Source organism: Kribbella shirazensis (assembly GCF_011761605.1).
Lineage (GTDB): Bacteria > Actinomycetota > Actinomycetes > Propionibacteriales > Kribbellaceae > Kribbella > Kribbella shirazensis.
The window spans coordinates 4,412,149-4,432,784 of sequence record NZ_JAASRO010000001.1 but is presented as its reverse complement, the minus strand read 5'-3'; the positions used below and the strand labels follow the sequence as shown (position 1 = coordinate 4,432,784).

Annotated in this window: 16 protein-coding genes; 6 read left to right on the top strand and 10 right to left on the bottom strand. The window is 69.8% G+C overall.

Annotated features, from left to right (window positions below; genetic code table 11):
* Positions 1 to 4 precede the first annotated feature (4 nt).
* The 4 genes from BJY22_RS21565 to BJY22_RS21550 all read right to left on the bottom strand — a co-directional run bounded on the left by BJY22_RS21565 (position 5) and on the right by BJY22_RS21550 (position 4,812).
* A complete protein-coding gene (locus BJY22_RS21565) occupies positions 5 to 1,387 on the bottom strand; it encodes an NAD-dependent malic enzyme (protein ID WP_167209502.1) in 1,383 nt (460 codons plus the stop codon).
* A gap of 88 nt (positions 1,388 to 1,475) precedes the next feature.
* Positions 1,476 to 2,474, bottom strand: a complete 999-nt coding sequence (locus tag BJY22_RS21560) for an ornithine cyclodeaminase family protein (protein WP_167209500.1) — start codon at positions 2,472 to 2,474, stop codon at positions 1,476 to 1,478.
* Positions 2,471 to 3,355 (bottom strand): ABC transporter substrate-binding protein, encoded by an 885-nt coding sequence (locus BJY22_RS21555; protein ID WP_167209498.1) that lies wholly within the window; start codon positions 3,353 to 3,355, stop codon positions 2,471 to 2,473. Before BJY22_RS21555 ends, BJY22_RS21560 begins: the two co-directional genes overlap by 4 nt.
* A gap of 2 nt (positions 3,356 to 3,357) precedes the next feature.
* On the bottom strand, positions 3,358 to 4,812 hold the full coding sequence (locus tag BJY22_RS21550; RefSeq protein WP_167209496.1) for an MFS transporter: 1,455 nt from the start codon (positions 4,810 to 4,812) through the stop codon (positions 3,358 to 3,360).
* A 105-nt stretch (positions 4,813 to 4,917) separates the two neighbouring features.
* Here BJY22_RS21550 and BJY22_RS21545 point away from each other — a divergent pair, with 105 nt between their 5' ends.
* A complete protein-coding gene (locus tag BJY22_RS21545) occupies positions 4,918 to 5,574 on the top strand; it encodes a FadR/GntR family transcriptional regulator (protein ID WP_167209494.1) in 657 nt (218 codons plus the stop codon).
* Positions 5,575 to 5,888: 314 nt separating this feature from the next.
* A complete protein-coding gene (locus tag BJY22_RS21540; protein ID WP_167209492.1) occupies positions 5,889 to 6,311 on the top strand; it encodes a hypothetical protein in 423 nt (140 codons plus the stop codon).
* A gap of 68 nt (positions 6,312 to 6,379) precedes the next feature.
* Here BJY22_RS21540 and BJY22_RS43010 read toward each other — a convergent pair whose 3' ends face one another.
* The 3 genes from BJY22_RS43010 to BJY22_RS21525 form a co-directional block, all read right to left on the bottom strand.
* Positions 6,380 to 7,096 (bottom strand): LuxR C-terminal-related transcriptional regulator, encoded by a 717-nt coding sequence (locus BJY22_RS43010; protein ID WP_167209490.1) that lies wholly within the window; start codon positions 7,094 to 7,096, stop codon positions 6,380 to 6,382.
* A gap of 128 nt (positions 7,097 to 7,224) precedes the next feature.
* Positions 7,225 to 8,565: an FAD-dependent oxidoreductase gene (locus tag BJY22_RS21530; RefSeq protein ID WP_167209488.1), complete on the bottom strand. Its 1,341-nt coding sequence runs from the start codon at positions 8,563 to 8,565 to the stop codon at positions 7,225 to 7,227.
* 73 nt (positions 8,566 to 8,638) lie between these two features.
* Positions 8,639 to 9,316, bottom strand: coding sequence for an N-acetylmannosamine-6-phosphate 2-epimerase (locus BJY22_RS21525; RefSeq protein WP_167209486.1), 678 nt, complete (start codon positions 9,314 to 9,316; stop codon positions 8,639 to 8,641).
* Positions 9,317 to 9,460: 144 nt separating this feature from the next.
* On the opposite strand from BJY22_RS21525, the gene BJY22_RS21520 reads away from it, so the two are divergent.
* Positions 9,461 to 11,470, top strand: a complete 2,010-nt coding sequence (locus BJY22_RS21520; protein WP_167209484.1) for an exo-alpha-sialidase — start codon at positions 9,461 to 9,463, stop codon at positions 11,468 to 11,470.
* 114 nt (positions 11,471 to 11,584) lie between these two features.
* Here BJY22_RS21520 and BJY22_RS21515 read toward each other — a convergent pair whose 3' ends face one another.
* A complete protein-coding gene (locus BJY22_RS21515) occupies positions 11,585 to 12,349 on the bottom strand; it encodes a TSUP family transporter (RefSeq protein ID WP_167209482.1) in 765 nt (254 codons plus the stop codon).
* The gene (locus tag BJY22_RS21510) at positions 12,346 to 13,059 is read right to left on the bottom strand and encodes a FadR/GntR family transcriptional regulator (RefSeq protein WP_167209480.1); all 714 of its coding nucleotides are present in this window, start codon (positions 13,057 to 13,059) and stop codon (positions 12,346 to 12,348) included. The genes BJY22_RS21515 and BJY22_RS21510 overlap by 4 nt, the downstream gene beginning before the upstream one ends.
* 113 nt (positions 13,060 to 13,172) lie before the next feature.
* On the opposite strand from BJY22_RS21510, the gene BJY22_RS21505 reads away from it, so the two are divergent.
* The 3 genes from BJY22_RS21505 to BJY22_RS21495 are packed head-to-tail and all read left to right on the top strand — an operon-like array spanning position 13,173 to position 17,043.
* The gene (locus BJY22_RS21505) at positions 13,173 to 14,492 is read left to right on the top strand and encodes an SLC13 family permease (protein WP_167209478.1); all 1,320 of its coding nucleotides are present in this window, start codon (positions 13,173 to 13,175) and stop codon (positions 14,490 to 14,492) included.
* Positions 14,493 to 14,497: 5 nt separating this feature from the next.
* Positions 14,498 to 15,643, top strand: coding sequence for a CaiB/BaiF CoA transferase family protein (locus tag BJY22_RS21500; protein ID WP_167209476.1), 1,146 nt, complete (start codon positions 14,498 to 14,500; stop codon positions 15,641 to 15,643).
* The gene (locus tag BJY22_RS21495) at positions 15,640 to 17,043 is read left to right on the top strand and encodes a carboxyl transferase domain-containing protein (protein WP_202891204.1); all 1,404 of its coding nucleotides are present in this window, start codon (positions 15,640 to 15,642) and stop codon (positions 17,041 to 17,043) included. The genes BJY22_RS21500 and BJY22_RS21495 overlap by 4 nt, the downstream gene beginning before the upstream one ends.
* On the opposite strand, the gene BJY22_RS21490 is transcribed toward BJY22_RS21495, so the two are convergent.
* Positions 17,013 to 20,399, bottom strand: a complete 3,387-nt coding sequence (locus BJY22_RS21490) for a glycoside hydrolase family 84 protein (RefSeq protein WP_167209474.1) — start codon at positions 20,397 to 20,399, stop codon at positions 17,013 to 17,015. The two genes, BJY22_RS21495 and BJY22_RS21490, sit on opposite strands and share 31 nt — an antisense overlap.
* Between the last annotated feature and the right edge of the window lie 237 nt (positions 20,400 to 20,636).

Below are 20,636 nucleotides of genomic sequence, written 5' to 3'. Positions count from 1 at the left end.
CTCGTCAGTGGGTGACGGCCTGCCGGACCGCGGCGGCGACGGCCGGCGCGACCGCCGGGTCGAACACACTGGGCACGATGTACGTCGCGTTCAGTTCGCCCGGCGCGACCGTAGTCGCGATCGCGTCCGCGGCGGCGAGCATCACCGCCTCGGTGATCTCGTGCGCGCCCGCGTCGAGCATGCCGCGGAAGAACCCGGGGAACGCCAGCACGTTGTTGATCTGGTTCGGGTAGTCGGACCGGCCGGTGGCGACCACCGCCGCGTGCTCGCCGGCCGCGGCCGGATCCACCTCGGGGTCCGGGTTCGCGAGCGCGAACACGATCGCGTCGCCGGCCATCGTGGCGATGTCGTCGCCGGTCAGCAGACCCGGTCCGGAGACGCCGATGAAGACGTCCGCTCCCGGCAGCACGTCGGTCAGCCCGCCGGTCTCGCCCTGCAGGTTGGTGTGCGCCGCGATCCAGCCGCGGTACTCGTCCAGCCCGTCCTGACCGGAATGCACCGCGCCGCTGCGGCCACACGCGACGATCTCGCGGGCGCCCTGCGCGGCCAGGAGCCGGATCACCGCATGCCCGGCCGCGCCCACGCCGGACACCACGATGCGGACGTCCTCGATCCGCTTGCCCACCACCCGGAGCGCGTTCGTCAGGGCGGCCAGCACCACGATCGCCGTACCGTGCTGGTCGTCGTGGAAGACCGGGATGTCGAGCAGCTCCCGCAGCCGCCTCTCGATCTCGAAGCAGCGCGGCGCCGCGATGTCCTCCAGATTCACTCCGCCGTACACGGGCGCGATCGCCCGGACGATCTCCACGATCGCGTCGGTGTCCTGGGTGTCCAGGCAGACCGGCCACGCGTCGACACCGGCGAACTGCTGGAACAGCGCGGCCTTGCCCTCCATCACCGGCAGCGCCGCGGCGGGCCCGATGTTGCCGAGACCGAGGACGGCCGAGCCGTCGGTCACCACGGCGACGGTGTTGCGCTTGATCGTCAGCCGGCGTGCATCCGCCGGGTTCTCCGCGATCGCCTGGCACACCCGGGCGACGCCCGGCGTGTACGCGCGGGACAGGTCGTCGCGATGCTTGAGCGGTACCTTCGGCACGACCTGCAACTTCCCGCCGAGGTGCAGCAGGAACGTACGGTCGCTGACCTTGCGGACCACCACGCCCTCGACCGCGCCGAGCGCCTTCTCCAGCGCGGCCGCGTGACCTGCGTCGACCGCGTCGCAGGTGACGTCGACGACGATCCGGTCGGCGCGCGACTCGGCCACGTCGAGGGCGGTGAGCGCACCGCCGGCGGCGCCGATCGCAGTGGTCAGCGCGGTGGTGATATGCGGTGAGGCCGGAGCCTCCACCCGTGCGGTGATCGAGTATCCCGGGCTCGGTGTCGCCATCCGGTGTCACTCCCTCTTCTCGCTGTCTGAATGTGTGACCCGCCGGCTCGATCCCGGCGAGCGGCGGGTCACACGTCTTCGGGGTTGCTCAGTTCAGCCTGAGCTCGACGCCGAGTCCGGTCCGCCGGGCCGCGTCGACCGCGAGCCGCGCGGCCGCCATGTCCTGCAGGCCGAGCCCGACGGAGTCGAAGAGTGTGATCTCGGCGCCGGTACGACGTCCCGGCCGGATGCCGGCCACCACGTCACCGAGTTCGGTCTCGAAGTGATCGGCGGTGATCACGCCCTCGGCGAGCGGCACGAGGACGTCGCCCGACTCCCGCCGTACGACGTCGTAGCTGTCCACCACGACCCGGCTGCGGGCGATGCCGGCGCTGTCGATCTCGCGGTGATCCGGTCGCGGCGGCGCACCGACCGCGTTGACGTGCAGGCCGGGCGCGAACCACTCCCCCAGGACGATCGGCTCCCGCGAAGGCGTCAACGTACACAGCACGTCCGCCTCCCGCACCACCTCTTCAGGGCCCGAGGCGACAACCACGTCGCCGACCCGGTCGTAGGCATACGCAGCGAACGCCTCGACCCGCTCCTTGGTCCTGCTCCACACCACGACCCGATCGATCGTCATCACACACGCCAACGCATCGAGATGAGCGCGTGCCTGAGCGCCCGCACCGACCAGCCCGAGCGTTCGTGACTGCCTGCGCGCCAGATGCCGAGTCGCCACGGCCGACGCGGCGGCCGTCCGGAACAACGTCAGCGCCGGTCCGTCGAGGATCGCCTCACAGCTGCCTGTCTCGGGGTCGACGAGCAGGACGGTCGACTGCTGGACAGGCAACTGCTTCGCCGCATTCGCCGGTGTGTCGGTGAGCAGCTTGATACCGGCGACGGACTGCGAGCTGATCGCGGCCGTCATCGGCACGAGCAGCGTCGTACACCCCGGCACGTCGACCGTCGAGCGCTCGGCCTGCGCCGCGCCTCCGGTGCTCAACGCGACGTGTGCCTGCTCGACGGCCTCGATGACGGCGGGCATCTCGAGCGTCTTCGCGATCTCCGCCCGGCTCAGCGCCAGGATCGGCCTGCCGACGTTCATGACACCACCGTGACCAGTTCGTCGTACGCCACCGGCGCGTCGAGCAGGCCGTCCTCGGCGAGGATCCGCATCCACTCGGCGTACCCTTCCTCGCCGATCCGCAGGTCCTCCCAGATGCCACTGGAGCGCAGATCGTCGACCACGCCAACGAGTACGTCGGTGTCCAGCGACGGCCACTCACGTGCCAGCAGCTCGGTCAGCTCGGCGGCCTCGTGCGCCTTGAGCCAGTCGTAGGACTTCTCCAGCGCGCGGTAGAACCGCTGCACGAGCTGGTCCTCCCGCGCCAGCACGGCATCGGTCGTGTAGTAGACGCTGTTCGGCATCAGACCGCCGGCGCGATCGTGGCGGATGGCAACGAACGCCTGCTGCCGGTGCTCCAGGAAGGCGGCGTTCACCAGGTCGGTGACGAGCGCGTCACCCATGCCGCCGAGGAACAGTTCGGTGAGCATCGATCCCGAGAGGTCGCGGACCCAGCGCACCGTCGACAGGTCGACACCGGCTTTGCGCATCAGCCCCGCGGTGTGCACGTACGGTGCGGTGCCACCGGCGCCGGGCGCGAGGACGATCTTGCCTTCCAGGTCCTTCCAGTCGAAGTCGGCGACCTTCTCCCGTGTCACCAGCGCCTTCGGGTTGCGGGTGTTGAGTTGCGCGAACGCCCGGTACTCGCGCCCGCGGCCGTGGTACATCGCGGGCACCCAGAGTCCGCCGAGGACGACGTCCGCGGTTCCGGTCTCGAGGTCGGTCAGGACCTGCGTCCAGTCGTCGGGTGCCGAGCGGGAGAACTCGAGGCCTTCCGCCTCGTAGTACCCGAGTTCGCGGGCGACGTACTCCGGCAGGTAGTTCGGCCAGTGCGAAGTAGCGGTCACGTGCAGACGGTCCATCGTCAGACTCCTTGAGACGTCGAATCAGAAGTGGCATCGGAGTTGATGTCCTCGAGCGAGCGGCCGTGCGTCTCTGGCGCGAACCGGCTCGCGACCGCCATCACGGAGTACATGACGGCGATCAGGACGAACACCGCGACCATGCCGGCGCTGTCGAACAGCAGTCCGGCGCCGATCGGGACGAAGGCCCCGGCGACATTGCCCTGGACGGCCACCATCGCGGTGCCGAACGCGCGGACCCTGGTCGGATAGAGCTCCGGGGCCCACGCGAAGATCGTGCTGTTGAGCAGGAGCACGAAGAACTGGAAGAGCGCGCCGAGGATCAGCACCAGCGCCGGCGAGGTCGCCAGGAAACCGAACGCGAGCGCGGCGAGACAGGCCGCCACGGCGCCGACGGTGATCACGAAACGCCGCGGCAGGTGCAGCGCGGCGTACGTCGCGGCGGCCGCGCCGAGCAGGCTGCCGACGTTCATCACCATCGTGAAGGCGAGGCTCTTGGTGATCGTGTAGCCCTGCTCGACGAGGATCGTCGGCATCAGCACCAGCACGGTCACCTGCGCCCCGAACGTCATCCACGAGATCACCGCGAGTGCCGACGTACGCCTCAGCAGAACGCCGTGGAACACCTCCGACAGCCGCACCTTCTCCACCGTCGCGGTCGCCACGCCGGCGCTCTGGATGTACGGCGTGACGGGCGCACCGGTGTCCTTCAACCGGCCGTTCGCGAGCCTGGTGAGTACGCCGTTCGCCTCGTCGATCCGCCCGCGCGACGCCAGGTAGCGCGGGGTCTCCGGGAGGAAACGCCGGTACGCGAGCACCAGGACCGCCGGCAGCACGAGCAGGCCGAACATCCATCGCCAGCTGTTCTCGGGGCCGCCGAAGAAGTTGCCGAGCGGACCGAGTACGACGGCCGCGAAGCCGAACGACACCACGTTGCCGAAGCCACCGGCGCCCACGTTCAGCGAGGCGACGACCGCGCCGCGGTACTTCGTCGAGACGAGTTCGCTGAGCATCGTCATCCCGGCGGCGATCTCGCCGCCGAGGCCGATCCCGACGATGAACCGCCCGATCGCGAGCACCGTGTAGCCGGGAGCGAGCGCGCAGATCAGCGCGCCGAGACAGTAAACGCCCAGGTTGAACGCGAGCGCGAACCGGCGGCCCTTGTGGTCGCCGATCACGCCGGTGACCACCTTGCCGATGATCATCGCGCCGATCGTCACGGTCTGCAGGAACGCCAGCTCCGGGGTCGAGATGTTCCAGGCCGACTTCAGCGCCGGGCCGACCGCGCCGAGCGCGTTCTCCTCCATCACGTCGAAGAACGCGCCGAGCAGCACCATCAGCAGGATCAGGCGGTGGGCGCGGTTGAACGGAATCGCGTCCAGGACGCGACCGACCACCGATACGGCGTCGGGCGCCTGGTGGGAGGTGAGCTGTTCGGGTGAATCTGTGCTGTGCATCGGACCGACCTCCTTCGAAGGACTATTCGTCGGAACCGAGCCGGGATCTCGGAGTTGCTTGGTGATAGGATTATCAGTCATCTGACGTTTGAGGAAGAGGCTGCGATGAAAAAGGTCGAGCGGGTCTCTCTGGTCGAGTCCGTCGGGACTCAGCTGCGCGAGGAGATCACCGCGGGCCGCTGGGCGGTCGGCGCGCGGATCCCTTCGGAGACCGAACTGGTCGAGGAACTCGGTGTCAGCCGCGCCTCCGTGCGCGAGGCGGTCCGTGGCCTGGTGCAATCGGGGCTGCTCGCCACCCGGCAGGGCGACGGCACCTACGTCACGGCGCGGGACGCCACCGACGTCGCGATCCGTCGGCGACTGGTGGCCGCCGACCACAGCGACGTCATCGAGGTACGGCGCGGTCTCGACATCGTCGCGGCCGGCCTGGCGGCGTCACGCCGTACCAGGACCGATGTCAAAGCGCTGAACAAGGCACTTGCCGCTCGCGCCGCCGCTGGCGAGGCGGGCGACGAGGCGGCCTTCGTCACGAACGACGTCGAGTTCCACCTGTCCGTCGCCCGCGCCTCCCACAACCCGGTCCTGATCGACCTGTACACCAGCTTCGCCCGGGCGCTGACCGAAAGCGTCCGCGACGACCAGTGCCTGCAGGTCTTCTCCACTGGCCAGGACACCTGGCACGAGGCCCTGGCAGCCGCCATCGAAGCGGGCGATCCCACCGCCGCCGCGGCCGCATCCTTGTCCTTGCTGGAGAACGCATAGCCGGCGGCCTGATCACGGGCAGGGGCCGGACGCCGAGAGGAGGCGCGTCCGGCGTGCCCGTACGCCCGATCTCGCTCCCCAGGAGACCGAGCGCGTCGAACGTTCATACCATCGCCGTTACAGCGCTGGAAGTCCCCAGCTTCGGGTACCGGCGCGACACTTCGCATTCCGGCGCCGCTAGGCGTGTTTCTCGTAGTCGTTGCTAGCGGCAACTTATTTTTCCGGATCCGGACAACCGCCCCGGCAGCCGCGGTGGATCCGGTTGCCTGGTGGGTGGCAAGGAGGAAGTCCTTCGCGACCGATCAGGGGAGACAATGAACATTCAGCGTTCGATGGCCAGAGGGATCGCAGTACTCGGTGCGGCGGCGACGGCGGCAGTGGTGGCTCCGGCCGCCAGCTCGGCGGCGCCGGCGCAGCAGAGCGGCTCGACGACGACCCAGCAGGCGGCGGGTGCCAACGCGACGGTCTGCGGTGTGTACGGCGGCACGGTGCGCGGCTGCGCCGGATTCCGGGCGTACGACGAGCACCTCATCGTCTGCGACCGGCGTGCGGACGGTCGCGCGGTCTACGCACAGCTGTACTGGGCCGGCAAGGTCCGCGCCACGGTGAAGGACGCGAACGGGGCCAAGAGCCCGTGCTACTACCTGGACCTCAGCATCGCCGAAGGAACGCCGGTGTACGTGCGCGCCTACGTCCAGGGCCTCGGCTTCACCCGTTGGGCCCGCGGCGTCGCCTGATCCCACTTCTCACCAAACCCGGGGCCTGTCACCGACAGGTCCCGGGTCCTTTGCTGAACCGTCCGCCTTCAGAGCCAGCCGCGGCGGGCGACCTCGAGTCCCAGCTGGAACCGGCAGTCGACCCGCAACTTCCGGCACAGGCAAGCGATCTGCCGCCGTACGGTCCGATCCGTGACGCCCAGCTCGCGCGCGATCGCCTCGTCGGTCAACCCGGCGGCGAGCAGCACCAGCACCTCGCGCGACCGCCGGCCCAGCCGCTCGACCGGATCGGCCTCGGCGATCTCGACCGCCTCGGCCACGTCCCAGGTCGCCTGGAACACCGCCTCCAACGGCCGCACGAGCGCTTCGGACCGGATCACCAACGCCGCCTGTCCCGGCGGCGTCGCGAGCACCGGAACCATCGCCGTCGACCGGTCGGCGAGGATCAGCTGCGTCAGCGGCAACCGCTCCGCGGACCTGATCTCCTCCCCCAGACCGACCACCGCCCGCAGGTACCCCCGCAGCGAGTCACCTTCCGGTCCGAGCAGACCATGGCGCAGACCGACGGTCTGGATCCGGATGCCTCGCGTCCGCAGTTCCGCGGTCCGCTGCGCCGCCGCGACCTGATCACCGTGCGGCAGCTGGCTACGCAACGAGCGCAACGACGTACGGCATGCCTTGAACATCCGATCCCGCGCCCGGCGGATGGCGGCTTCCCCTTCCAGCCGCGCGATCCGCGGATCATCACCGCCCTGCGCCGCGAGCCGCCACAGATGTTCCTGAACGCCCAACTCGACACTCGACACGCGCCCTCCCCCGAGGTTTGCCGACCTGCCCCCAGCAGACCAACAGTCCACCATGCAAAGGGGTCGGCAAACGCAGTGTCAAGGCGGGGTCCTGCGTCGGTGTCCTGTACCGGACACCGACCGGAACCTCAGCCGTTCGCGACCCTGAGCATGTCCTCGCGCGGTACGACCTTGATGCGTTCGCGCCCGGCAGCGACGCCGAGAGCGATCTCATGGGCGTCCAGCCGCGACCAGCCGTCGGCATCGATCACGGTCGCGCCGCAGCCGGCCAGATGGTCCAGAATCCCTTGCGGATCGTCGATCTCCGGCCGCGGCAGTACGTCGGCATCCGCGAGCAGGCCGGCGATCGTCTCCGCGGCGTCCGACTTCGTGTGGCCGATCAGCCCGATAGGGCCACGCTTGATCCACCCGGTCACATACATCCCGGGCAGCGGTACGCCGTCCAGGTCGAGGATCCTGCCGCGGTCGTTGGTGATCACGCCCGCCTGGTGGTCGAACGGGATCTCCGGCAGGTGCGACGACAGGTACCCGACCGCGCGATACACAGCCTGCACAGGCGTGTCGACGTACTCCCCCGTGCCCTTGACCGTGCCGTCACCCTGCAACTGGGTGATCTCGGTGCGCAGGCCCTCGACCCGCTCGTCGCCGAGCACCTCGACGGGCGCGTGGCACAGATGGATGTGGATCCGGTGCGGCGCGCCGGTGGGCTCCGCCACGACGTACTTCAGCAGCGTGTCGACGACCAGCCGCGTGCCCTTGCTCGCGTTGATCGCGGCCTGGCTCGCCTCGTCGATCTCGAACCCCTCGGGATGCACGATCACGTCCACCGACGGCGAGTGCGAGAGCTCCCGCAGCTCCATCGGCGTGAACTTGATCTGTGCCGGCCCGCGGCGGGCGAAGACGTGCACATCGGTCGCCTGGTTGAGCTTCAGGCCCCGGTAGACGTTGTCGGCGATCTCGGTGCTCAACTGCTCGTCGGCCGGTTTCGCGAGCATCCGCGCGACGTCGAGCGCGACGTTGCCGGCCCCGATCACCGCGACCTCGCGCGCCTCCAGCGGCCACTCCCGCGGTACGTCGGGATGCCCGGCGTACCAGCTCACGAAGTCCGCGGCGCCGTAGCTGCCCGGCAGGTCGATACCCGGGATGTCCAGCGGACGGTCGGCCATCGCCCCGGTCGCGAAGATCACCGCGTCGTAGTACCGACGGAGGTCGTCGAGCTTCAGGTCGATGCCGTACGCAACGTTCCCGACGAACCGGATCCGGTCCCGCCGGACGACACGCTGCAGCGCCTTGACGATCTCCTTGATCCGGGGATGATCCGGCGCCACGCCGTACCGGACCAGCCCGAACGGCGCGGGCAGCCGCTCGATCAGGTCGACCTGCGCACCCGGGTGTTCCTGCGTCACTATGTCGGCCGCGTAGATACCGGCCGGCCCCGCGCCGACGACGGCAAGGCGGAGATCCCTCATCATCACTCCAATAAGTTAGGCAAGCCTAACCTACTGGCAACGGGGCTTCGGTCACGAACCGTTGAGACTCACTTCACAGCCGGCCCAGGCGCTCGGTGAACCAGCCGGTGATGGCGCCGGGATGGGTGATCGCGGTGCCGACGACCACGCTCCAGGCGCCGGCGGCGATCGCCGCGGCCGCCTGGTCCGGGGTGCGGATCCGGCCCTCCGCGACCACCGGCTTGTCGATCGCCGCGGCCAGCCGGGCAACCAGCTCGAGATCGGGACCGTCGACCGTGGACGTGTACGACGTATAGCCGGACAGCGTCGTACCGATCAGATCGGCCCCGGCGGCAGCGGCCGCAACACCTTCCTCGAACGTCGAGCAGTCGGCCATCACGAGCTTGCCGGTCCGGTCCTGCACCGCGGCGACGACCTCGGCAAGACCGCGACCGTCCGGGCGCGGCCGCTGCGTCCCGTCCAGCGCGACGACGTCCGCACCGGCCTCGGCCACCGCGAGCGCGTGCTCGAGGGTCGGCGTGATGAACACCTCGTCGTTCCCGTCCTTCCACAGCCCGATCACCGGCACGTCAACGGCAGCCCGGATCGCCGTAACGTCCTCGATCCCCTGCACCCGAACCCCCGCCGCCCCACCCCCGACCACAGCCAGAGCCACCGCCCGCATGACGTCCGGGCTGTTCATCGCCTCCCCCGGATACGCCTGACAAGAAACCACCAACCGCCCTCGCACCGCCTGCAGCACGTCGTTCATCAAGTCCTCTCCCACACTGCCGCACCCGTCGCTTCAAGCCTCCCTCACCCACCGGAACTTCCGGACCAGGGCTTGACCCCGGAGCTCCGCACCGACAACATCTGACATCTGAGGTCAGACACTCCCCGCCTTGGAGGCCTGCTGATGACCACTCCCCGACCGATCAATCGCTGTCTCGCCGCGCTCGCGGCCGGCACGCTTAGCCTGGGCGTCGTGACCGCCGCGCAGCCCCCCGCGTCCGCCGCGGATCCGGCCCTGGCGTCCCAGGACCTGGCCGCGGCCGGCGTCGGCTCGCCGTACTACCGGATCCCGGCGCTCGCCGTGTCCACCAAGGGCACGGTGCTCGCGTCGTACGACGCCCGCCCGACACTCGGCGACCTGCCGTCGAACATCCGCATCGTGCTGCGGCGCAGTACCGACAACGGCAAGACCTGGCAGGAGCAGCAGATCGTGCGCCAGGACCCGGCACCGCAGGGGTACGGCGACCCGAGCCTGATCGTCGACCGGGTGACCGGGCGGATCTTCCTGTTCTACGCCGCCGGCCAGAACCAGGGCTACGGCGGCGGCGCCACCGGCAACGACCCCGACGACCCCGATGTCCTGCAGGCCGACTACTCCTACTCCGACGACGACGGCCTGACCTGGAAACACCGCCGCATCACGCCGCAGATCAAGGACCCCGCCTGGGGCGGCATGTTCGCCGCCAGCGGTGCCGGCATCCAGATCAAGCGCGGTCCGTACGCCGGGCGGCTCGTCCAGCAGTACTCCGTCCGTTACCAGGGACAGAACTGGGCGGCCAGCGCGTACAGCGACGATCACGGCGACACCTGGCAGATGGGTGAACTGGCCGGACCCGGCACCGACGAGAACAAGTCCGTCGAGCTCGAGGACGGACGCCTGATGCTCAACAGCCGGGCCAGGCCGAACCGTCTGGTCGCCTACTCCTCCGACGGCGGCGAGAGCTGGCAAGGTCTGCACGCCGACCCGAACCTCATCGACCCGGCGGACAACGGCTCGATCCTGCGGTACAACGAGAACGCCGTGCCGGGCACCGAGCAGGCGAGCTGGCTGCTGTTCAGCAACAACGAGAGTACGTCGTCGCGGACCAATCTGGTCGTGAAGCAGTCCTGCGACAACGGGAGGACCTGGCCGATCCGCAAGGTCGTGGAGCCGGGCTTCGCGGCGTACTCGACACTCACCAGGCTGCCCGACGGAGCCTTCGGGCTGTTGTGGGAGAGCCAGGACTACCGGCGGATCACGTTCTCGAAGTTCGATCGCGACTGGCTGGACGGGGTGTGCGCGCCGCTGACCGTGACCGCGCCCCGTGATGCGGTAGCCGGAGGCACGACCACGGTTTCGGTCAAGGTGACGAGCCAGTCGGCCGGGGATCTCGACGGCACGGTCACCTTGACCGATCTGCCCGCCGGGTGGAGCGCCGGGACGGTTCAGGTACCGCGGCTGAGCGCCGGTCAGAGCACCGAGGTGTCCGTTCCGCTGACAGTGCCGAGCGGTACGTCGACCAACGCCTACCCGATCCGCGCCGTGTACCGGACGGACCACGGGCAGTCGACCACGCCGATCCCGACGCAGATCGTCGTCCGGGGCGGGGCGACGGTGTGGGAGGACACGACGCCGCGCTCGTACGACGGGACGGAACTGCGCGACGTGTCGGACCAGGTCGGCGCCGTGAAGGATCTGGCTGCCGGCGCGGTCACGATCAAGTTCCGAACGACCGCAACCTCGGGCGCGGCCGCGTTGCTGTCGAGCGCGGATCCGATCAGTCAGGTCCGTGACCTGGTCGTGTCGCTCAACTCCGGGAAGCCGTACGTCGAGTTCCGCACCGGCTCGTCGACGTACCCGGTCCGGATCCAGAGCTCGGTGAACGCTGCCGACGGCAACGACCACGAGCTGATCTTTGCCAGCAGCAACGGAATCAGCAGTCTGATCCTGGACGGCGAGGTGATCGGCCAGACCGCGACGCAACGGTTCTTCCGCGACGTCGACGCGATGACGCCGGTCCACACCCTGAATCCCACCGGCCTCCCGAACCTCACCCTCGGCGGCAACCGCGCCTATGTCACTCCCCCGGCCGCACTCACCAACCGCTGGCTCTACACCGGCACCATCCACTCGATCCGCATCACCGGCTCCTGAACCTCACGACAGCGCGAACCGCCACGCAGGCAGAACCCGGCCCGAAGGCCCGGATTCGCCCCGTTTTCCGGGGTTTTGCCTGCGTGGCGGTTCGGCTGGCCGGCCGGACACAAGCTAGCGGAGCATCAGGGTGGCGGCGGTGATGCCGGCGAGGACGATCAGGACCCGGAGCAGGGTGCTGGGGAGGCGGCGGCCGATGTGGGCGCCGACGTACCCGCCGGCCACCGAGCCGACCGCGAGCAGGACGATCGCGGTCGGGTTCAGGTCCGCGATGAACACGAAGATGACGCTGGCGACGAGGTTCGCGGCCAGCAGGGACAGGGTTTTGAGCGCATTCAGGATCCGCAACTCGAGGTCGAGTCCGAGCGCGAGCACCGCCATCATCATCACGCCGGCGCCCGCGCCGAAGTACCCGCCGTACACCCCGGTCAACGCCGCGAAGAACGTCGTCGCGGGTGTCATCGACGTACGAACCTCCTGCGGCGCCTTGTGCCGCGAACGCAGCCATCGCGAGATCCACGGCTGCACTCCCACGAGCAGGCAGGTGAACAGAATCAGCCAAGGTGCCGCCGCCGCGAACACACCGGCGGGCAGGGCCAGCAGCAGTACGGCGCCACCGATCGCGCCGATCGCACACGTCAGCACGACCGCGACCGTCGTCGGCCGCGACACCTCCCGCAGCTCGCGGCGATACCCGATCGAACCACTCAACGCACCAGGCAACAGCCCGATCGTGTTCGAGGCGTTCGCCACCACCGGCGGGATGCCCAGTGCGATCAGCGCCGGGAAGCTGATCAGCGACGCGACCCCGACGGTCGACGTGAGCACACCGGCTCCGAGCCCGGCCGCGATGATCGCCAGATGCTCCGCACCGGTCACGACCTGTCCCGCAGCAACGCGACGTCGGAGACCAGCATCACGTGCTCGTGCATAGCCTGAGCCGCGGCCTCCGGGTCGCCGTCGGCGATCGCGTCCGCGACCTTCCGGTGCCCGGCGAGTGACTCGCGCGGCCGCCCCGGCTGGGACAACGACTCCAGCCTGGTCTCCCGGATCAGGTCGTGGATCGCCGTCATCATCTGCGCCAGCAACTCCGATCGCGCCGCCGCGGTCACCGCGCCGTGGAAGGCCTCGTCACCGTCCATGCCCCGCCCGCCGCTCTCGATGTCGCTCTCCATCGCGGCGAGCGCCGACCGGATCGCCGCCAGATCGGCATCGGTACGACGGGACGCCGCCAGCGCGGCCAGCTTCGACTCGAGCGCGTCCCGGGCCTCGATGATCTCGGGCAGCCGATCGGCGTGCGCACGGATCGCCTCGATCACCGGCGCGGTCCGCGCCCGCTCGGTCAGCACGGTGCCGTCGCCGTGACGCACCACGACCGCGCCGATCACCTCGAGCGCCACCAGCGCCTGGCTCAGCGTCGCGCGGCTCACGCCGAGCCGCTGCGCCAGCTCCCGCTCCGGCGGCAGCCGGTCCCCCGGCATCAGGCCGTTCTCGACGATCCACGTGCTGATCTGGTCGGCGACCTGCTCGTACAGGCGGGACCGCGGGACCGGACGAGGTGGTGCGGGACGAGCTGGCGGGGACTCCATACCCCTAGCTTATTGACAACTGGCCCATTGGGCTATTGGCTAGGCCACTGAGCCACCGCGCTGTGACCTGGACCTCGGCCGGCACAGTTCTCCGCCCGGAAGAAGGACTCGACATGGGACCAGAGTGGGTTGCGATCCTGGCGCTCGTCGCACTGTTCGTCGTCGGAACGATCCTGCCGATCAACATGGGCGCGCTCGCGTACGTCGCTGCGTGGCTGGTCGGCGTGTACTCGTTGCACCTGAGTGAGAAGGAGATCCTGGCCGGCGTCAGCGGCGACCTGATCCTCACGCTGATCGGCGTCACCTATCTGTTCGCAATAGCGAAGAACAACGGCACCGTCGACCTGATCGTCGCGAGCGCGGTCCGCGCCGTCGGCGGCCGGGTCGCGCTGATCCCCTGGGTGATGTTCACCGTCACCGCCGTCCTGACCGCGATCGGAGCCGCCAGCCCGGCCGCCTGCGCGATCATCGGCCCGATCGCGCTGGGCTTCGCGGCGCGGTACAAGATCAACCCGCTGATGATGGGCATGTTCGTCGTGCACGGCGCGCAGGGCGGCGGGTTCTCGCCGATCAGCATCTACGGCACGATCACCAACTCGGTGATGGAGGACGCCAAGCTGCCCTCCAGCGAGGTGACCGTCTTCCTGTCCAGCCTGGTCGTCAACCTGGTGATGGCGGCGATCCTGTTCGTCCTGTTCGGCGGTCGCAAGCTGATGGCCGAGCGGGTCGATCTCAACAACCCGGACGAGCTCACCGAGGACCTGCACCACGGCGGGGCGACGGTCACCGCGCGCGGCACCGGTGCTTCGGCGCCGACCGGCACGCTGGCACGCGGCGTCAAGCGCGACCAGCTGCTGACCCTCATGACCTTCGTCGGCGTGGCTGTAGTCGCCCTCGTCTTCGACAAGAACATCGGCTTCGTCGCGATCACCGCCGCCGTCCTGCTGGCGATCCTCTCCCCCACCGAGCACAAGGACGCGATCAAGCAGGTGGCCTGGCCGACAGTGCTGCTCGTCGCCGGCGTCAGCACGTACGCCGCGATCCTGACCGAGTCGGGCGCCCCGACCTTCGTCGGCACCTGGGCCGCCGGGCTCGGTGCGGCCGTGATCGGTGCGCTGGTGCTCTGCTACGTCGGCGGTGTCGTCTCGGCGTTCGCGTCGTCGACCGCGCTGCTGCCGGTGATCATCCCGATCGCCGTACCGCTGATCGGCCACGGCGGGATCAGCGCCGGCTTCTTCGTCGCGGCGCTCGCGGTCGCGTCGACCATCGTCGACGTCAGTCCGTTCTCCACCAACGGCGCGCTGATGCTGGCGAACCGCCCGGACACGATCAGCGAACCCGTGTACTACCAGCAGATCCTCACCTACAGCCTGATCGTGGTCGCCGCCGGCCCGCTGCTCGTCTGGGCGGCCCTCGTCCTGCCGGGATGGTGAGGCACATGCACGGACCGTTGGACGGCGTACTGGTCGTCGATCTGTCGCGGGCCCTGGCGGGGCCGCACGCGACGATGATGCTCGGTGACCTCGGCGCGCGCGTGATCAAGGTGGAGGCACCCGGCCGCGGCGACGACACCCGCGGCTGGGGACCCCCGTTCGCGGGCGACGAGTCGACCTACTTCCTGTCCGCCAACCGCAACAAGGAGTCGATCGCGCTCGACCTGAAGGACCCCGGCGATCGCGACGTCGTACTGCGGTTGATCGATCGCGCCGACGTACTGGTCGAGAATTTCCGGACCGGTGTCCTGGATCGGCTCGGCCTGGGCCTCGATCTGCTGCGCGAGCGCAACCCGCACCTCGTCGTACTGTCGATCACCGGGTTCGGCCACGACGGCCCCGAAGGCGGCCGGGCCGGCTACGACCAGATCGCCCAGGGTGAGGCGGGACTGATGTCGCTGACCGGTTCCGGACCGGACGATCCGCAACGCGCCGGCGTACCGATCGGCGACCTGCTGGCCGGGATGTACGGCGCCTATGGCGTCGTCGCCGCGCTCCACGAACGGTCCACCACCGGTGCGGGATGCATCGTCCGTACGTCGCTGCTCGCGGCGATCGTCGGCGTGCACGCGTTCCAGGGAACGCGCTACACGGTCGCCGGTGAGGTCGGTGTGGCCCAGGGCAACCATCATCCGTCGATCGCGCCGTACGGACTGTTCCGCTGCGCGGACGGCGCGGTCCAGATCGCCGTCGGGAGTGAGGGCCTGTGGCAACGGTTCGCGGCCGCGTTCGGCCTCGACACCGACGGCCTGTCCACGAATGCCGACCGGGTGGCGCACCGGGACCGCTTGATCACGGTGATCGAGGCGGCGTTCACCGGTCTGACCAGTGAAGAACTGCTCGTGAAGCTCGCGGATGCGGGCGTTCCCGCCGGGAAGGTGCGGACGCTCGACGAGGTGTACGCGTGGGACCAGACCGCCAGTCAGGGCCTGCTGATCGACGTCGACCATTCCACTCTCGGCCCGCTCCGGCTGCCCGGCCCGCCACTGCGGTTCTTCGACGGATCGCAGGAGACGACACCGGGTGACCATCGCCCGCCGCCGACACTCGACGAGCACGGCGACGCGATCCGTACCTGGCTGGACCGATGAGCGCGCACGCGTTGATCGACGCGGTGCTCGACCCCGGCTCGTTCGCGTCGTGGGACCGGCCCGGGACGCAGTCGGCCGACGACGCCTACCAGCAGCAACTGCGCCGCGCGGTCGAGCGCGCGGGTACGGACGAGTCGGTGATCACCGGCCGCGGTACGGTCCGGGGCCGGCCGATCGCCGTACTGGTCAGTGAGTTCGCGTTCCTGGCCGGATCGATCGGCCGGGTCGCCGCTGAGCGCATCACCGCGGCGATCCGGCGGGCCACCGCCGAACGACTGCCGATCGTCGCCTCGACCGCCTCCGGCGGCACCCGGATGCAGGAAGGCGCGGCCGCCTTCGTCGAGATGATCACCATCTCCAAGGCGTTGATGGACCACCGCGCAGCCGGTCTCCCCTACCTCGTCCATCTCCGGAACCCCACGACCGGCGGCGTGTTCGCCTCCTGGGGTTCCCTGGGCCACGTCACGGTCGCCGAGCCCGGTGCCCTGATCGGCTTTCTCGGCCCCAAGGTCTACCAAGCCCTCCACGGCGAACCGTTCCCGGCCGGCGTCCAGTCCGCCGAAAACCTCGCAGCCCACGGCGTGATCGACGGCGTCGTCGAAACCCAGGACCTCCCGTTCCTCCTCGACCGCGCCCTCGGCATCCTGGTCGATCCGCCGACACCCCCGGCACTCTCCCGTCGCACCGGCGCCGCCGGCCCTGTCGACGCCTGGGCCTCGGTACTGCGGACCCGCCGGCCCGACCGCGCCGGCGTCCGCGACCTGCTCCGCTACGGAGCCACCGGCACCGTCCGGCTCACCGAACCCGATGCGGCCGTGCTCGTCGCCCTCACCCGGCTCGACGGTCGGCCCTGCGTCCTCGTCGGCCAGGACCGCTCGCAGAGCAGGCCGATGGGACCGGCCGCTCTCCGCCAGGCCCGCCGCGGCATGAACCTCGCCCAGACGATCGGCCTCCCGCTCGTCACCGTCATCGACACCGCGGGCGCCGAACTCTCGTCCGCCGCCGAGGAAGGCGGCCTCGCCGGCGAGATTGCGCACTGCATCGCGACCATGACGACGCTGACCGTTCCGACCTTGTCCGTCCTCCTGGGACAAGGCACCGGCGGCGGCGCGCTGGCACTGCTCCCGGCGGCAACCGTCATCGCCGCGGAGCACGCGTGGCTCGCCCCGCTACCGCCCGAAGGAGCCAGCGCGATCGTGCACCGCGACACCGCTCACGCACCGGAACTCGCCGCGGCTCAAGGCATCACTGCGCCCGACCTGCACGCGTCGGGAACCATCCACCACCTGGTCCCCGAACGCGACAACGACACCGCCGAAACCCTCGCCACGGCGATCGCCGCCGAGTGCGCGGCGCACCTCGCCACTGGTCAGACCGCGGGATACGCCTCCAACTCGTAGAGGGAGTAGCCGTACTGCGTCGCGCGCTGGACGCCCTGCATTCGCACGTAGCGCGCCGTGGCGTCGAGCCAGAGGGTGTCCGTCCCACCGTCGCCGTTGCTGACCTCGGTCGCGGTCGTCCAGGTGTTCGCGTCGTCGGACACCTGGATCTCGTACGCCGATCCGTAGGCGGTCTCCCAGCGCAGCACGAGCTTGCCGAGCCGCGTCGACGTACCGAGATCGACCTGCAGCCAGGAGGCGTTGTCGTACCCGGACGCCCAGCGGGTGCCCGCGTTCCCGTCGACGGCGAGGTCGGCGGTGAACGACGTACCGGGCTCGATGCTGGAGGCAACGACCGGACGTCGGAGTGCCACGTTGGTGTCGCCGGTGCGCGGCCGGACGGCGACCCGCAGTACCGCCTCGAACGTGGTGGCGCCCGTCGTGAAGGTGACCGGAAGGTCCACGTCGGCAAGGGCTGCGCCGGCGGGAGGCGTCAGCTTCACGGACACCGACTGGGTGAAACCGCGCTTGACGGCGACCGACGTACTCGCCGGATCGACGGTCCAGCCCGCGGGCGCGGCGACACCGAGCGTGCCGCTCACGTCCTCGCCGCGCTGGGCCGCGATGTCGACGGTGAAGGTCGAGGCCTCGCCTCGGACGACGTCGGCGCGGTCCTCGGCGACCACGAGTTCGGCGAGGGGTGTGTCCGACCAGAGCGGGACGATCTCGGCCACGGCCGGAGTACCACTCGTCCACGCCAGCCGCACGGCCTCGACGGCGAGGTCGTCCACAGGCACCTCGGCGTACGCCGACGACACGGCGCCGACGCGCTGCCAGACTCCGCCGACCTGGACCTCGACGTGCGCCGAACCCACGCTCGACGACTGCTGGAGGATCGTGAGGCCGGCCAGCTCCCTCGGCGCCGACAGCGTGGCGGTCAGCGCGTCACCGGTCTTGGGCGCGGTCGCCGGTACGTAAGCCGTCTCCAGGTTGCCGTCGACGGCTCGCTGGTACGACGAACCCGGCGCGGGCGCCGGCGCACCACCGGCTGTCAGCGTCGTCTTCCGTCCACCGATCGTCTCCACCGAGAACTCGCGGACCACCAGCCAGAAGTCGCTCGAGCTCAGCGACCGGTAGCGCACGTACCGCGCGGTCGTTCCGGCCGGAGCCGTGGCGCGTACCTCGGCCGTGGTCGCGCGCGTGAGCTCGGTCCAGCGTGTGCCGTCGAGCGAGTACTCCAGCGCGCCCGAGTGGATGTAGTCGTTCGGGCTGGAGGCCTTGCCCATCAGCACCGCGATGGCGCCGATCGTCGCGGGAGCGCCCAGATCGACCCGGATCTCGGAGCCCGTCCGCGGGGCGCCGTTGCTCCAGTAGAACGTGTTCAGGTCGCCGTCGATCATCCGCGCCGGGACGTTGTCCTGGTAGGTCCCGAGGTTCGTCGTCGCGGTACGGCCCGGCTGCACACCAAGCCAGCGGTCGTGGACCCGCCCGGTCTCGGCGATCAGTTCGTCGACCACGCCCTCACCGATCCGCGGGTACGTCCCGCTGTGCGGCTGCCGGCTGTCCCGGATCGCCTTCGCCTGCGTGACGAGACCGCTCACCTGCTGGCGTGCGGTCCAGGCCGCGGCACCGTCACCGGCGTCCAGGGCTGCCAGCAGGTCGAGGGCGCGCTGCATCGCCTGACCCCACAGTTCGGTTGCCTTGAGCCACGACTCCGCCTCGGCGGTGAACGCCGGGTCGACCACACCGGCCCGGATCGTCGCGGGCGCGGCCGCGATCGCGCCGACCTGCGGCCGCAGTACGGCGATCGCCTGCGCGCGTTGGCCGGATCGCCACAGCTGCCAGAACTGCTCGACGGCGGCAGCGAAGACCGGGGCGCTGTCGGGATGCAGCGTGCCGTCGTACGTGTTGAGATCCGCGAACACCCGCAGGGCCGCCGTCGTCGCCGCGTTCCCGCCGGCACGCTCGGCGAGAGCGCGTTGCCAGGACGTCTCGACGTCGTACTTCGCCGGATTCCACCCGAGCTCGGCGAACGAGTACAGCGCGATCTTGCTGACCGCCGCCTGGTTCATCGGGTTCGAGATGACGCCGGCCACGTTGTCGGAGATCGCCGGCTCGCGGCCGGAGTACGGAGCGAGCAGGAGCCGGCCGGCGGCGTAGTCGTTGACCGGGTAGTTGTCCCAGATCAGGATGTCGTGGCCGAACACCGCCTTCGCCTGGGCCGCCTGCGCCGCGGTGATCGTCCGCGGCACGACGCCGATCCCGGTCCAGTGCACGACCACGTCGGCGTCGAGTTGCTCACGCAACGCCTTCTTGTACGGCGTCTCGCTGACGTTGTAGTACTCCGTCGGCACCATCTGCAGCGGCGCGACGTCGGGCTTGGTCTCGACCCACTCGCGCTGCACACGGGTCAGCAGGTCGCTCTGTGCGCGGCCGGCGGCACCGCCACCGGTCCCGTACTTCGCCCGGTCCGCGTCGCAGTGCCAGGTGTTGTAGTCGATGTCGTCGAGCGGCACGTTGAACGCCCGGCCGCCGACGTCGTACAAGGCCTGGAACTTCGCGATCAGCGCCTGGAAGTCGGCGTCGGAGGTGTAGCAGATCGAGAGCCCCGGCGACAGCGCGAACGTGAAGTCCACCTTGTTCTGCCGGGCGCGGTTCACCAGTTCAGCGAGTTGGGCGAGTTTGTCCGCCGGGTACGGGTCGCGCCACCGCTCCCGGTGGTACGGGTCGTCCTTCGGCGCGTACTCGTAGGTGTTCATCCAGTGATCGCCGAGGTAGCCGAGGTGGTCGAGCCGGTCCGCGTGCGACCAGGGCGTGCCGTAGAAGCCCTCGATCGAGCCGCGGTAGCGCATGGTCGGCCAGTCCCGGATCGCGACGCCGGGGATCCAGTCCTGACCCGGACGGGACTGGATCAGTTGGGCCAGCGACTGCGCGGCGTAGTACGTCCCGTCGGAATCGACGCCGTCCAGCACCACATGACCGCGGTCGTCCCGGTCGCGGCCCGCGGCGAGGACGTATCCCTCGGCGGCCAGACCGGTGCTGTCCGGCACCTTCAACGCGCTCAGGATCGACGCGTCGCGGCCCAGCCAGATCGTCATCGGCGTACGGGGGTCGCGGCCGTCCGAGGTCCGGACGGTCTGTACGCCGGCGTCGGTCAGCGCCTGCCGGACGACGCGCTCGGCGTCGGCGTCGGTGCGCGCCGTACGGACGAGTCCGACGACCAGGGGAATCGGGAAGCCGTCGTCCCGCTGCACGAGTTGTTGCGGCTCGGGAAAGACCTTGGCGGCTGTCGGAGGTACGGCGCCGGCCTCCAGCGGCACGGACACGAACGGAACGACCAGGGCGAGCACACAGACAGCGGACCGGAGCAGGCGCATGACTCTCCTCGGGCAGGCGGGTGACGACAGTTAGCCACTGCGCAGAACTGCTCGTCAAGGGCTCACCCTGGCCAGCTTCAGTCAGGTCATTCACCGGCTGTTCCTGGTCCGAACAGGTCCCCGCCATCGACCGTGGCCGAGAGCAACAACCTCGCCGCGGTCATCGAACTCGATCGTAGGATTACCCAACGTATTGACCGGCGCCGCGAGATTGCCTGTTCGCAATCGTGTGCACAC